We start from the raw sequence: 13,802 nt of genomic DNA on the forward strand, positions 1-13,802 counted from the left end.
ACGGAGACACCATGACTGCAACCGCCTCTGCCCCCACCTTGCCCCGCCACCTGGCCATCGCCATCCTGCTGCTGCTTGGCACCTGTTTCGCTGGCAACCACGTTTCCGCCCGCCTGGCCTTCGACAACGGCGCCGGACTGCTGGTCGCCATCCTGTTCCGCTCGGGCGCAAGCCTGCTCGCGCTCACCGGACTGCTGCTCTGGCTGCGGCAAGCGCCCCGCCTGCCCGCGGGCACCGGCAAATGGCAACTGGCGCTGGGCGTGCTGATCGCCCTGCAAAGCCTCTGCCTGTATTCGGCTGTGGCGCGCATTCCCGTCGCGCTGGCATTGCTGGTCGCCAATACTTTCCCCATCCTGCTGGCCCTGCTCACCTGGGCCCTGGGCGGCAAGCCGCCTACCCGGCGCACGGCGGGCATCATGGCGTTGATCCTGTTCGGACTGCTGTTCGTGCTGGACCTGCCTACCCTGATCCGTGGCGGACATGAACTGGGCCCGGACTGGATCAGCGGCCTGCTGTTCAGCTTCGGCGCGGCCTGTGTGTTTTCCATCGGCCTGTGGGTCACCGAACACAAACTGGCCACCGTCACCGGCCCGGTACGCAGCTTCTATACGATCCTGGTCGTGTTCGCCAGCATGATCGTGGCAGGCACCGCAGACCTCATCCCTGGCGGCATGGCCGCACCGGACAACAGCCTGGGATGGCTGGCGCTGGTGCTGCTGAGCATCCTCTACACCATCGCCTTCAGTTCTCTGTTCGTGTTCGCGCCACGGCTGGACATGGCTCGCAACGCACCGGTCATGAATATCGAACCCGTGGCATCGCTCTGCCTGGGCTGGATGGTGCTGGGCCAAATGTTCAATTCCACCCAACTGATCGGCGGCGCCATCGTCATCACCGGCATCGTCCTGCTGGCCTACAACAAGCAGAAACCGGCAGACGCCTGATGCCGCACCAGCGCACCGCACGCGGGCTCATCCCGTCGGGCGGTGCGCTGGCGAGCGCATCATGCCGCGCTCATGACAATAGCCAGAACACGATGGACGGGCACAGTGCCAGCACCAGCACACCCACCAGTTGCAGGATCACGAAAGGCGTCACGCCACGATAGATATCCTTGATGCGCACCGACGCCGGCGCCGCCCCCTTCAGGAAGAACAGAGCGAAACCGAAGGGTGGCGTCAGGAACGACGTCTGCAGGTTTACCGACACCAGAATGGCAAACCACAGCAACACCATGGACTTCTGGTCTTCCGGTGACAGATGCTCGATACCCAGCGCAGGGGCGAAATCCGGCGCAAAACTGGCAATGATGGGCGCGAATACCGGCAGGATGATCAGCGTGATTTCCAGCCAGTCAAAGAAGAACCCCAGCAGGAAAATCACGACCATCAGCAGGAACAGCAGGCTCCAGTGCGTCAGGCCCATCCACTGGATGAAGTCCAGGATCAGGTCCTCGCCATACAGCGCACGGAACACATAGGAAAATGCAGTGGCGCCGCCGAAGATCAGGAAGATCATGGCTGATGTCAGCGCCGTCTGCATGCAGACCTTATCCACGGTCTCGCGCCGCAGCCGCCCCGAGAATGCCGCCAGCAGGATGGCGCCGAACGCGCCTATCCCCGACGCTTCGGTGGGCGTGGCCCAACCGGCGAAAATCGAGCCCAGCACCAGCACGATCAGGAACGAAACCGGCAGCACCCCTTTGGCAAAGAGGACAAAAAGATTCCAGGCCCCGACTTCACTTTCCTCGCGCTCCACCCTTGGCGCCAGCTGCGGCTTGATCATCGAGATCACTACCACATAGATGCAGTAGAACGCCGCCAGCATCAGGCCCGGCAGAATGGCCGCCAGGAACAGATTGCCCACGGAAATGGCCATGAGATCCGCCATCATGACCAGCATGACCGAAGGCGGCAGCAGGATGCCCAGTGTCGCGCTGGCAGCGATGATGCCCGTGCCCAGCCGTACGTCGTACTTCTGCGCCAGCATGGCAGGCAAGGCCATCATCGTCAGCATCACCACGGAGGCTCCGATGATGCCCGTCGTCGCCGCCAGAATCGTGCCCAGCAATGCAACGGCCAGCGCCAGTCCGCCAGGCACGCGGCGCAGCAGCAACTGCAGTACGCGCAGCAGATTGTCCGCCACCTGGCTTTTCTCCAGCATGATGCCCATGAAGATGAAGCAGGGCACGGCCACGAGGATCTGGTTATTGGCGGCGTTCTGCCACAGCCGTTCGACGAACAGGTACAGCTCGGAGGTATGCATCACCCCCAGCCCGATCCCGCCCAGCGCGAACAGCAGCGCCAGCCCACCCAGCACCAACCCGACCGGAAAGCCGGTGAACACGAACAACGCCAGGGCGATGAACATGTAGCCGCCCAGGTAGTCATAGAAATGGTTGTAGAGGGCTTCCATCAGCGCACCTCGGCAGAATCATCGCGCACCGCCTCGCCGGCGGGCTGCTGGACCATGCCCAGCCGCGCCAGCGCTTCAGGGCGCAGGGCTCGTGGGCCGAACAGGAAAATCACCAGGCGCAGCAGGGTCGCCAGCAAAGCCAGCAACAGCAGGCCCACCCCCAGCAGCAGGAAGGACTTGATGATCCAGCGGTGCGGAATGCCGGTCAGGGCCGCCGAACCCTCGCCCTGCACATAGGCATTCACGACGAATTGCCAGGACTCATAGACCAGGACGCCGCAGAACGGCAGTGCGAACACCAGGATGCAGATGAGTTCGACCCAGCCGCGCTTGCGCTCGGACTGTTTTTCGCGCCAGATATCCACCCGTACGTGCGCGCTGTTGAGATAGGCCAGCGCATAGGCCATCAGGAAAATCATCGCGTGCAGGTGCCACTCGAGCTCCTGCAATTTGGTCGGGGAAATGAAGTCGTACAGCCAGCTATTCATGACCCACTGCTGGATGAATACGATCTTGCGGGTGACGACGTCATAGACGATCACCAGGATGAGCGGCAGAATCAGCCAGGACCCAAGCCGCGCCACACCCGCGCACAGCCTGGAAAGCATGTCTGATAAAACGAGTAACTGGCGCATGGCGGGCTCCACTAACAGCCATCAGATTCCAGCGGGGCGGCGGGTGGCAACCGCAGCCCGCCGCCGCAAGGCAGCATCCACCCGGATGCTGCCGGCCTGCCCCCTTACTTGAGGTAGGCGCGTTCCCCCCAGATCTTGTAATCCTCGCGGAACTTGGACAGGCTGTCCCAGACCTTGGCCGAATCCGGGTTCTGGGCCACCTCCTGCTTGATCACCTTGTCCCAGGCCGTGCTGAAGGCTGCCAGCATTTCTGCCGGCCACATCTTGATCTGCACGCCATCGGCCTCGTTCTGGCGCATGATGGCGTACTGCCCGGCTTCGCCGGCCGCCAGCTGATCCACCAGGGCACGGTCGCAAGACAACTCGATCATGGCCTTCTGCGCCGCATTCAACTTGTTCCAGCTATCCTTGTTGACCAGCAGTTCCTGCACCGTGGATTGCTGGTGCCAGCCGGGGAAGTAATTGAACTTGGCAATCTGGTAGAAGCCCAGGCCCCGGTCGATGGCCGGCACGGATTGCTCGGCGCCATCCAGCGTGCCCAGCTCCAGCGCCTGGTAGATTTCACCCGGCGCCAGCAACTGCGTGGATACCCCGAACTCTTCCATCACTTTTGCACCCAGGCCCAGGAAGCGCATTTTCAGGCCGCGCAGGTCGTCGAGCGACTTGATTTCCTTGCGGAACCATCCGCCACTCTCGGGCGGCAGGATGCCGCACGGCAGCATGTGGATGTTGTCGCGCGCGTACATTTCCTGCGCCAGCTTCAGGCCATCGCCATAACGCAGCCAGGCCAGCATTTCACCCGCCCCCGGGCCGAAGGGCACCGCAGCAAAGAAGGCATAGGCCGAGTTCTTGCCGACGTTGAACCCGGGCGAACCGTAGGCGGCGTCGACCGCGCCCTTGGACACGGCGTCGTAATACTGCGTACCGGCCACGATGGCGCCCGGCTCGAACACGCGGATATCGAACTTGCCGTCCGACAGCAACTTGACCTCATCGCCGATCTGGAAGGCGGTCGCACCGGCGACCGGCATGGCTTTGGCATAGGCGGAATGCATGCGCCAGCGCACGCGTTCCTGGGCATTGGCAACGGTGGACACCCCTATCGTCAGGGCAAGCGCCAGGCCACTGATCACTGCGAGTTTCTTCATTTCCAGCTCCTCTCTTTGTTGTCTCCGGCTCCGGCTTCCCATCAGGCCTGGCCGAATTCCTTCTCGAAATCATGGTAGCGATGCAAACCCACCATTTCCATGAACTCGCCGTAAGTCGCCATATCGTTCGAAATGGCCGCAGTACTGCCATCGTGCCGCAGAACTTCAAGCACCCTGGCGGACGCCTTGGCCGCAGCGAACAATGTCGACAGCGCATAGAACACGATGTCAAAACCCATCTGCTGGATTTCGGCTGCGGTCAATCGCTGTGTTTCATTGCCATCCACGACACTCAGCACCTTGCGCCCGGGCACGTGCCGCGCAATTGCCTCGGCCTGGGCAATCGTCTTGACACCATCGACGAACACAAGGTCCACTCCGGTTTCGGCATACAGATTGGCCCGACGCACGGCTTCCTCGACACCGTGCACGCCCAGCGCATCCGTACGCGCGATCAACAACATGTCCGACCAGGCCCGGGCGCATACCGCCCCCTTCAGCGTACGTACCTGGGCCTCGGCATCCACCAGCTGAATGCCGCTGAGCTGCCCGCAGCGCTTGGGCAGCGTCTGGTCCTCCAGGTGGATGGCCGCGACGCCGATCTGGGCGTAGTCCTCCACTGTGCGCAGCAGGTTGTTGATGCCCCCGTAGCCGGTATCGGCATCGGCAATGACCGGCAGGGCCGTGGCGCGCACCATGCGCCGGGCATGCTCGAGCATTTCGGTCTGCGTCATCAGGCCGAGGTCCGGCATGCCCAGGGTGGTAGCCGTGGCGCCGAAGCCCGTCATATAGACAGCGGGAAAACCGGCCTGCTCCACCAGGCGCGCCGTCAGCGCATCCGCCGCGCCGGGCGCCTGGATCAATGTTCCTGCGTTCAACAGTTCCTTCAGTTTGGACATTCGTCAGACTCCTGACGCCAGGTTCAGCGGCCGCCGGCCACGTCGAGCACACTGGCAGTGATATAGGAAGCGCCGGGCGACAGCAGCCAGACAGCCGCTTCGGCAACTTCGGCGGGCGCACCCAGACGGCGCATGGGAATGATGTCGGCCAGGGCAGCAATGGCAGCCGGGTCCCCCAGGGAATCCATCTGGATTTCCGTGTCGATGATGCCGGGCGACAGTGCGTTGACGCGCACGTCCGGTGCCAGCTCCTTGGAGAAGGATTGTGTCAGCGTGGCAATCGCGCCCTTGGTGGCGGCATAGGCCATATTGCCCACCATACCCCCGGTGCGCGCCGCAATGGACGCCATGGAAACCATGGAACGCTCGCTGAACCCGCCGCCGCGCGTGGCAAAGGCCGACGTCGCAAAAAATACGCTCTTGAGGTTGACGCCCAGGACGCGGTCCAGTTCCGCCGCGTCAAGATCCGCCAACGTCATGCGCCGGCCGATGATCCCGGCGTTGTTGACCAGATGGGCGATACCGCCCCATTGGGCCAGTACGGCATCGGCCGCCGCATCGACCGCAACCTTGTCGCTGACATCAACCTTGAGCGGCAGAATCTGCCCGCCATACCGGTCTGCCAGCGCCGCCAGACGATCTTCCCGCAGGTCCCAGACCGATACCAGGGCATCCAGTGCCAGCAGGCGCTCCACGATTGCACGCCCGATACCGGACGCCCCCCCTGTCACCACCACGACACGCCCGGCGAACCAGGACTGATCATATGTCTGCACCACCGGCGCCTCCCGTAGACCTGCTGCATGGATTTTTGGCGATCTTAGCATAGCAGAACTAGTATGCAATTCGGGTTAGCGAGCAGCGTGGCCAGCGTCTTCCCCCCCTGGCTGCGGTACCATAGGAACAACATTGAACAAGGCCGGAATGTGAGCAATAATCGAAGTAGACCATGACTGCCAGCAATGGCCGCCAGCGCCGGGATTTCCATGATCCCGGCGCCGGAACATCCCATCAATCCGCGTTTGCAATTCCGTTTTCCTGGCCAACCATTGACCACGCGCCAAACCGAAACGCTCGCCCGCCGGGGTGGGATCAAGCAAGGCAATTTCCATCTGGAGTCCATGACTCCCCCGAATGGCGGTGGAATCATTTTCGCCGCCGGGCCGGATCTCTTCACGACAGTTCAGTCATGACAGCAACCAAAAGCACTGCTACCAAGTCCTCCATGTCTGCGGAAGTCGCGGACAAAATCCGTGACGCCATCATCAATGCCGCCTTCGATTTCGGCGAAGCGCTGTCGGAAGAAAACCTTGCCGCCGCCTTCGACGTCAGCCGCACGCCCATTCGCGAAGCGCTGAACCTGCTGCAACTCGAAGGCCTGGTGAACATCGTGCCGAAATCCGGCACCTATGTGTTCACCCCGTCGCTGGAAGACATCATCGAACTGTGTGAATACCGCGCCTGTCTGGAATTGCAGGCCGCAGAACTGTCTGCGATGCGCAACCCGCTGAACCTCGCCGCTGCACTGGAACGCCTGCTGGGGCAAATGGAACAGGCAGTCCATGACGGCGACATCCGCATCTACGGACAGCTGGACACGCAATACCATCTCGCGTTCCTGGAGAACGCTGGCAACCGTTATCTGATGCAGGGCTACCGCATGATCATGGGCCGCGTCGCCACGCTGCGCACCCAGCTGGCCCTGCATGCCAAGAACGAACCCAAGCGCTCCATGCACGACCACGCGATGATGATCCAGCTCATCCGGGAAAACAAAATCTCGCGCCTGAAAACCGTGCTCTGGACGCATATCATGCGCACCAGCGACAACTTCATGCAGGCCTTCCAGGACAACCCCATCAAGCCGCTGACCCAGAAGGAAGTCGTGCGGCGCAAGCTGCAACAGGGCGGCGCGCTGTAGGCCATACGGCACATTCTCGCGCCGGGCGGCCCGCCCGACACGGCCTTCCTGCGCCAGTCCCAGGCGTACTTGCCCGGCCATCGCCCACAGACATCCTTCCCCATCCCGTACACCAACCTGGCCCCTGGCATCCAGCGGCAGCCGGGAATTTGACGCGTTTTTCATTTTTCCTTGACGGATTTTCGACGCCTCGAAATCTACGATCCACAGGTATGAGCTTCCTGCCGCACAGGCATCGGAGCATCTCGCCCACCGCCGGATCGTTTTCGTCATGCCCGCATCTTTTCTTTCCGCCAGCCAGTACCAGGCCCTGCGTTTTGGCCTGAGCGGCGCTGCAGCCACGGCCCTGCATTACCTGATCATGCTGGCCCTGCTGCAAGGCAGCCTGCCGCCCACGGCGGCCACGGCGACAGGAGCACTGGCCGGCGCCTGGGCCAATTACCTCCTGCAATACCACTATGCCTTCCGGCCTGCGTCCCGGCATGCAGCCACCGCCATGAAATACCTGATAGTGGTACTGATCGGTTGGCCCCTGAACCTACTGTTCTTCACAACCCTGTATTCCGGGTTCGCACTGCCCGTTCCTCTCGCACAGATGCTGGCCACGCTATTGCTGGCCCTGTGCAACTACTGGATCTCCAGGAGATTCGTGTTCCTATGAACAATATCCGCACCCTCCGTGCCTCCTCCGCCACACCGACACGGCCACCCGCCCTATCGCTGCTGATCCCTGTCTATAACGAGGCCGACGTCCTGCCCCTGTGCTTCGAGCGCGTTAGCGCCGTGCTGCAGGACATGGACCTCAGCCATGAGATCGTCTTTGTCGATGACGGCAGTACCGACGGCAGCAGCACCGCACTGGCCGCGCTCGCGCTCTCCCAACCTGGCATAAAGGTCGTCCGGCTCAGTCGCAATTTCGGCAAGGAAGCTGCCATGTCCGCCGGACTGGAACACTGTGCCGGCGCCGCCGTCATCATCCTGGACGCCGACCTGCAAGACCCGCCAGAACTCATCCCCGACATGGTGCGGGCCTGGCGCGCCGGTGCAGACATCGTCACCATGCGGCGCCGCTCTCGCGCTGGCGACCCTTGGCACAAGCGCCTGAGCGCCCATCTCTACTACCGCCTGCTGAACCGCCTGAGCGACGTTGCCATCCCCGAGGACACGGGCGATTTCCGCTTGCTCAGCCTCAGGGCCATCCAGGCATTACAACAATTGCCTGAACGTTCACGCTACATGAAGGGCATATTCGCCTGGATCGGCTTCCCGACTACCCAGATCCTCTATGAACGCCAGCCGCGCGCGGCCGGCAGGACCAAATGGAACTACCGTGGCCTGATCGGCCTGGCGATCGAAGGCATCACCTCCTTTTCCATCAAACCGCTGCGCTGGGCCTCGGGTGTCGGCCTGACCGTGGCGGGCGCCGGGCTGGCATACGGCCTGTTCATCGCCACCAAGACCCTGCTGTACGGCGAATCAGTACAGGGTTACCCTTCGCTCATCGCGATCATTGCCTTTCTGGGCGGCGTGCAGCTCATCACCATGGGGCTGCTGGGAGAGTACGTCGGCAAGACCTATATCGAAACCAAGCAGCGCCCCGTCTACCTGATCCGCGATGTCCTGCACAGCCAGGCCGGCAGTGCGCGGGCCAGCGCCCACGCCACCGTACCTGTACAGGAGCCCCGTCATGGCCGCCGCTGAACGCCTGCTGCCACGCTGGCTCTGGTTTCTGGCTGCGTTGTTCGGGCTGCGCCTGGTGCTGATGGCCATCCTGCCCATGGCTGACACCTCCGAACCACGCTATGCGGAAATCGCCAGATTGATGGCCGTCAGCGGCGACTGGATCACCCCCTGGTTCGAACCCGGCACTCCCTTCTGGGGCAAGCCGCCATTTGCCTTCTGGGCTTCCGCCGCCGCATTCCGGCTCTTGGGCGACTGTGACTTTGCCGCCCGCTTACCCGCCTGGCTGGCAACCCTGGCCACCACCGCACTCATCTATGCCTACTCACGTGACCGCATCAGCACGGCGGTCGCTCGCCATGCCACCCTGATATACAGCTCCTGCCTGTTGACCTTCGTCCTGGCTGGCGCCGTGCTGACCGATGCCTACCTGACGCTGGCAATCACGCTATGCCTGGTTGCCTTAGGCAAACAACAGGACGGCTTGCGCCAGGCCTGGGGCTACGCCTTCTTCGCCGGGCTGGCCCTGGGCATGCTGGCCAAGGGGCCGCTGGCGATCGTTCTGGTGCTGGCCGTCTTGCTCCCCTGGCTGCTCTGGCAGCGCCGCGCTGCGCTGGCCTGCCTGCGCCGCCTGCCTTGGACGGGCGGCGTGCTGCTGTTCCTGGCGCTAAGCCTGCCCTGGTATCTCCTGGCCGAACTGAAAACGCCGGGTTTCCTGCAGTACTTCATCGTTGGCGAGCATTTTTACCGCTTCGTCGATCCCGGCTGGCAAGGCGACCTTTACGGCAGCGCTCACCAGCGCGCCTATGGCAGCATCTGGCTGGACTGGATTCTGGCAACACTACCCTGGGGACCATTCGCCATTTATTTGCTGGCGCGCCAGGCCTGGAACCGCCGTGCCGCCAGGCCACGCCTTGCCCGCGTGTCACCGGACATCAGCCTGCTGCTGCTCTGGGCATTGGCCACGCCCCTGTTCTTCACCTTGTCCGGCAATATCCTGTGGACGTACGTACAGCCCGCCCTGCCCGCCTTCGCAATCCTGCTGGCCGCATGGCTGTCGCAGCACGCGCCGGCAAACCCGCCCGCGCTGCACTGGCAAGCCCTGGTCACGCCAGTACCGGTGATTGGACTGCTGCTGGGCATTGCCGTCTGGGCCAACCCCGACATCCTGAAAAGTGAACGCAGCCTGGTGGCCGTGCAGCAGGCACATGCCCAAGACGGCCAACCGCTCTACTACCAGGACAAGCTGCCGTTCTCGGCACGCTACTATTCCAGGGATACTGCCAAACTGCATCGGGGTCCGGTCACCCGGGATTTCCTGGCCCACTACCCTGCTGGCGTCTTTCTGGCCGTCGAACACGACCAATTGGCACAGGCCGGCCTGCCGCCCGACAGCCCGATCCTGTTCAAAAACCGGCGATACTCCCTGGTGTACGCCAACGGCGCCCGGTATCCAGCGCCACGCAGACAAGGAGATGGCCCGCCATGAACGAACAGCGCATCCGTGTGCTGGTGATCGAAGACAATGCAGCGCTCGCCGCCAATATCAGCGACTTCCTGGAAGACGGCCGCTACCTGCTGGATTTCGCCGCCAACGGCCTGGTCGCGCTGCACCTGGCCTCAGTCAACGATTACGACGTCATCGTCATGGACATCATGCTGCCCGGCATGTCCGGCTTTACCTTGTGCCAGCGCATCCGCAACGACCTGCATTGCGCCACCCCCATCATCATGATGACAGCCAAGGACCATATCGACGACAAAATCACCGGCTTTACCCAGGGCGCGGACGATTACCTCGTCAAACCCTTCCACCTGAAGGAACTGGCGATACGAATCGACGCCCTGTACCGGCGCAGCACCGGCGGCACACCCGTGCTCCATGCAGGCAACATCAGTTTCGACCCCGGCACACTGCGTATCCGCCTGGGCCAGGGCACCCCACTGCAACTGTCAGGCATGCCAGCCAGTATCACTGAAGCTCTGGTCCGCGCCTATCCCAACTTCGTATCCTATGACCAGCTGGCGCAAAGCCTGTGGGGCGACAAGGAAGTCGAGCCGCATACCTTGCGCACCCACATCTACCTGCTGCGCAAACTATTACAGGAAAACCTGGGGGCCAACGTCATCAAGACCCTGCACGGGCGCGGCTATTGCATCGCCCCACCCGAGGAATCATGACGCATGGCCTTCCTTCGCCCCGCACGCACCAGCACCATCGAACGCCGCATCCGCCTTACCGTCCTGTGCGCCATCCTCCTGACGTTCTTCGTCACAGTGGCGTCCGTCCTGATCGCCAATGAGCGACTGGAAGAATCCCTGCTGGAAATGGATATGCAGACAGAGCGGGATTTCCTGCTGGACAACGCCCGCCCGAATGAAATACTGGTCTGGGACATTGCCACCCTGACTGCTTATTTCGTCCCCGCCGGCATGCAGGCCGACGACCGCATGCCGATGCTGTTCCAGGGTCTGCCGTTCCCCTTTTCCGGGGAAATCGAAGCCGGCAATAACACATACTTGATCACCAGCAGCGTGGTCAACGACGGGCAGCTGTACCTTGCCAAGGACATCACGCTGTTCGAAACCCGCGAAGACGAATTCCACCGTTTCCTGCTGCTTCTGGGCATCGCCGTCATCGCCCTGGGCATCTTTCTGGCTCGCCTGACCGGCAAGCGGCTGGTGGCACCAGTGCAACAGCTTTCCCGGCAAATCCTGGACACCAGGCCGGCACCACACATGCGGCGCGTCACGGAGGATTACCAGGATGCCGAACTGAAGACCATTGCCCAATCCTTCAACCGCTTCCTCAATGAGCTGGAAACCTATGTCAAGCGCGAACAATCGCTGATGGGACTGGCCAGCCACGAACTGCGCACACCCATTGCCGTCATCGCAGGCGCGCTGGATGTCATCGAACGGCGCGGCGGCCTGGGCACTGCCGACCAGGGCGTGTTGCTGCGCATGCGTCGCGCCGTCGATGAAATGGCAGCCAATATCGACATCATCTTGCGCCTTACCCGGCGCAAGGCGCAGGCAGACCGGCGTGTCAGCATCCCGCTCGCTGACCTGGTACAGGCCATACAGGAAGACCTCAACCGCCATCTGCCGGATGCATCACCGCGCCTACAACTGATATCGGTAGCCCAGCCCAAGGTTCAGGGTGATCCGGTACTGGTCAAAATGCTGCTGCGCAACCTTATCCAGAACGCCCTGCAGCACACCGGCGCAAGTGTGGAAGTGCTGTTGTACACCCACTATGTCGATATTCGCGATCATGGCCAGGGGCTACCACAAGCCTATCAGGCCTACCTGAACGACCCGCAGGCCGACGCCAGCGAACTGCTGTCATTGTCCGGGCTGGGTCTGTTCATCGTCAGCCTGATCTGCGAGCGCCTGGGCTGGACGCTGCAGGCCCTGGCCGGAGACGGCCCGGGCAACGTACTGCGCCTCACCTTCCTGCCACCCACGACGGCTGAACTATCAACCTAGTGGCAGAGGCTCGCCTTTCCTCGGCTCGCCCGGCTCGGCCCAGTACCACACAACCTCACGCGACCAGCAGCAGAGCCAGAAATAACAAAGCCCGTTGATTTCCAAAAATGAAATCAACGGGCTTTGAAGAATTCCTGGCGGACAGAGGGGCCGCCTACTTCCTGTATCAAGGAAGATCATCCCATATAAAAAAAGCAAATTAAACAATATAAATCATAGCCTTGTGGAAAAATGCCGCATCATCCCATATCATTGCATCTCGCTCCAAGTGTGGGGCTATATGTGGGGCTGATATGGCACGAATCACTGACAGGCAAGCTAGGGCAATCAAGCCTGAGGGGGCACCTATTCCTTGTGGCATCACAGGCATGACGCTGCAACCCACCACGACCGCAGGACGTGGTAAATGGAATCTGCGCTTTGTGTCGCCTGTGACCGGCAAACGCCGGGACATGGGGCTAGGAGTGTTTCCCGATGTTGGAGTAGCCACCGCATTAGAGGCTGGCGATCAAGCACGCAAGCTAATTGCAGCGGGTGACGATCCAATCATGGCACGCGATACAAAGCGCGCTATTCCCACGTTCGAAGAGGCCGCGCGGACTCGTTGGGCAGTCGTAGCGCCATCCTTCAGAAATGCCAAACATCGTGCGCAATGGATCAGCAGCCTGGAACAGCATGTGTTCCCACATATAGGTGCTTTGCGAGTTGATGCTTTGACGCCGCAACATTTCGCCAACGCACTGCACCCTATATGGCTTGCAATTCCAGCAACAGCCCGGCGCGTCAAAATGCGCTGCGCCGATGTGATGGCCGCGTGCTGGGCTCAAGGCCATACTTCAGCGAACCCGTTAGATGTGGCGAGCCGCCTGCTTCCAAGCAAACCAGCGTCTACAGGCGCACGCCATCAACCCGCAATGCCTTGGCGTGATGTGCCGAGCTTTGTGGCTGAACACCTACACAGCCCGCCAGTGCTGGGAGCCAGAGCAGCATTACTCTTTGCCATCTTGACGGCAGCGCGATCCGGCGAAGTCAGAGGCGCAACATGGGCAGAAATCGACTTGAACACCAAACTGTGGATCATTCCGAAAGAACGGATGAAAGCCAACACAGCACACCGCGTTCCACTATCAGATGCTTCCGTCGCACTATTGAAAGCCCAATTATGTAGCAACCCTACCCCAGCACCTGACACATTGGTCTTTCCTGCTATCCGTGGACAACAGCTTTCAGACATGGCACTGACAAGTTTGTTACGCAAAGCCAAAGCGAAAAGCGATACTCCAGGCCGCGTGGCAACCGCACACGGTTTCAGATCCAGCTTCCGTAACTGGGCAGCAGATCAGGGCTATAGTACAGACATTGCTGAACGAGCTTTAGCTCACACCATCAGCAACAAAGTGCAGGCAGCATACGAACGGACAGACAGGCTCAATGCACGCGTCGATATGATGCAGGCATGGGGCCATTTAATCGGCCAGCCATTCGCTTAGGGAAAGTCTACAAAACTTCGTTTTTGAAGCCCATCTTCATGTAAATCAATCAATTACGATGGCTGTTTGACTGAAAATAGGGGTTTTGCAGAGGCCTCCTAACATTCACGCGACAACTATAA

At 61.4% G+C, this 13,802-nt stretch carries 14 protein-coding genes; 9 read left to right on the plus strand and 5 right to left on the minus strand.

Translation table 11 applies throughout. From position 1 onward, the window contains the following. Nucleotides 1-11: 11 nt before the first annotated feature. Nucleotides 12-944, plus strand: coding sequence for an EamA family transporter (locus EV679_RS00075; protein ID WP_068372641.1), 933 nt, complete (start codon nt 12-14; stop codon nt 942-944). Nucleotides 945-1,014: 70 nt separating this feature from the next. On the opposite strand, the gene EV679_RS00080 is transcribed toward EV679_RS00075, so the two are convergent. The 5 genes from EV679_RS00080 to EV679_RS00100 all read right to left on the minus strand — a co-directional run bounded on the left by EV679_RS00080 (nt 1,015) and on the right by EV679_RS00100 (nt 5,876). Beyond that, nucleotides 1,015-2,415: a TRAP transporter large permease gene (locus EV679_RS00080; RefSeq protein WP_068372643.1), complete on the minus strand. Its 1,401-nt coding sequence runs from the start codon at nt 2,413-2,415 to the stop codon at nt 1,015-1,017. Further along, nucleotides 2,415-3,050 (minus strand): TRAP transporter small permease subunit, encoded by a 636-nt coding sequence (locus EV679_RS00085; RefSeq protein WP_130486261.1) that lies wholly within the window; start codon nt 3,048-3,050, stop codon nt 2,415-2,417. Before EV679_RS00085 ends, EV679_RS00080 begins: the two co-directional genes overlap by 1 nt. A 104-nt stretch (nt 3,051-3,154) precedes the next feature. Further along, the gene (locus EV679_RS00090; RefSeq protein WP_068372646.1) at nt 3,155-4,198 is read right to left on the minus strand and encodes a TRAP transporter substrate-binding protein; all 1,044 of its coding nucleotides are present in this window, start codon (nt 4,196-4,198) and stop codon (nt 3,155-3,157) included. A 41-nt stretch (nt 4,199-4,239) separates the two neighbouring features. Next, nucleotides 4,240-5,097, minus strand: coding sequence for an isocitrate lyase/PEP mutase family protein (locus EV679_RS00095; protein ID WP_068372649.1), 858 nt, complete (start codon nt 5,095-5,097; stop codon nt 4,240-4,242). Between the two features lie 23 nt (nt 5,098-5,120). Then, a complete protein-coding gene (locus EV679_RS00100) occupies nt 5,121-5,876 on the minus strand; it encodes an SDR family NAD(P)-dependent oxidoreductase (RefSeq protein ID WP_207224882.1) in 756 nt (251 codons plus the stop codon). 183 nt (nt 5,877-6,059) lie between these two features. Between EV679_RS00100 and EV679_RS00105 the strand changes: the two genes are divergently transcribed. From EV679_RS00105 to EV679_RS00140, 8 genes are all read left to right on the plus strand, one after another. Next, the gene (locus EV679_RS00105; RefSeq protein ID WP_127772970.1) at nt 6,060-6,290 is read left to right on the plus strand and encodes a hypothetical protein; all 231 of its coding nucleotides are present in this window, start codon (nt 6,060-6,062) and stop codon (nt 6,288-6,290) included. After that, complete coding sequence (locus EV679_RS00110; protein ID WP_068372653.1) at nt 6,287-7,018, plus strand: GntR family transcriptional regulator; 732 nt, start codon at nt 6,287-6,289, stop codon at nt 7,016-7,018. Before EV679_RS00105 ends, EV679_RS00110 begins: the two co-directional genes overlap by 4 nt. A 271-nt stretch (nt 7,019-7,289) precedes the next feature. Next, nucleotides 7,290-7,679 (plus strand): GtrA family protein, encoded by a 390-nt coding sequence (locus EV679_RS00115; RefSeq protein WP_068372657.1) that lies wholly within the window; start codon nt 7,290-7,292, stop codon nt 7,677-7,679. Then, entirely contained in the window at nt 7,676-8,719 is a 1,044-nt protein-coding gene (locus EV679_RS00120; RefSeq protein WP_068372660.1) for a glycosyltransferase family 2 protein, read from the plus strand. The genes EV679_RS00115 and EV679_RS00120 overlap by 4 nt, the downstream gene beginning before the upstream one ends. Continuing rightward, nucleotides 8,706-10,187: an ArnT family glycosyltransferase gene (locus tag EV679_RS00125; RefSeq protein ID WP_130486263.1), complete on the plus strand. Its 1,482-nt coding sequence runs from the start codon at nt 8,706-8,708 to the stop codon at nt 10,185-10,187. Before EV679_RS00120 ends, EV679_RS00125 begins: the two co-directional genes overlap by 14 nt. Then, the gene (locus EV679_RS00130) at nt 10,184-10,879 is read left to right on the plus strand and encodes a response regulator transcription factor (RefSeq protein WP_068372664.1); all 696 of its coding nucleotides are present in this window, start codon (nt 10,184-10,186) and stop codon (nt 10,877-10,879) included. Before EV679_RS00125 ends, EV679_RS00130 begins: the two co-directional genes overlap by 4 nt. Nucleotides 10,880-10,882: 3 nt before the next feature. Further along, nucleotides 10,883-12,190: a sensor histidine kinase gene (locus EV679_RS00135; RefSeq protein ID WP_130486264.1), complete on the plus strand. Its 1,308-nt coding sequence runs from the start codon at nt 10,883-10,885 to the stop codon at nt 12,188-12,190. A 293-nt stretch (nt 12,191-12,483) separates the two neighbouring features. Then, the gene (locus tag EV679_RS00140) at nt 12,484-13,680 is read left to right on the plus strand and encodes a tyrosine-type recombinase/integrase (protein ID WP_130486265.1); all 1,197 of its coding nucleotides are present in this window, start codon (nt 12,484-12,486) and stop codon (nt 13,678-13,680) included. Nucleotides 13,681-13,802 lie beyond the last annotated feature (122 nt).

It is taken from the genome of Kerstersia gyiorum (assembly GCF_004216755.1).
Classification (GTDB): domain Bacteria; phylum Pseudomonadota; class Gammaproteobacteria; order Burkholderiales; family Burkholderiaceae_B; genus Kerstersia; species Kerstersia gyiorum.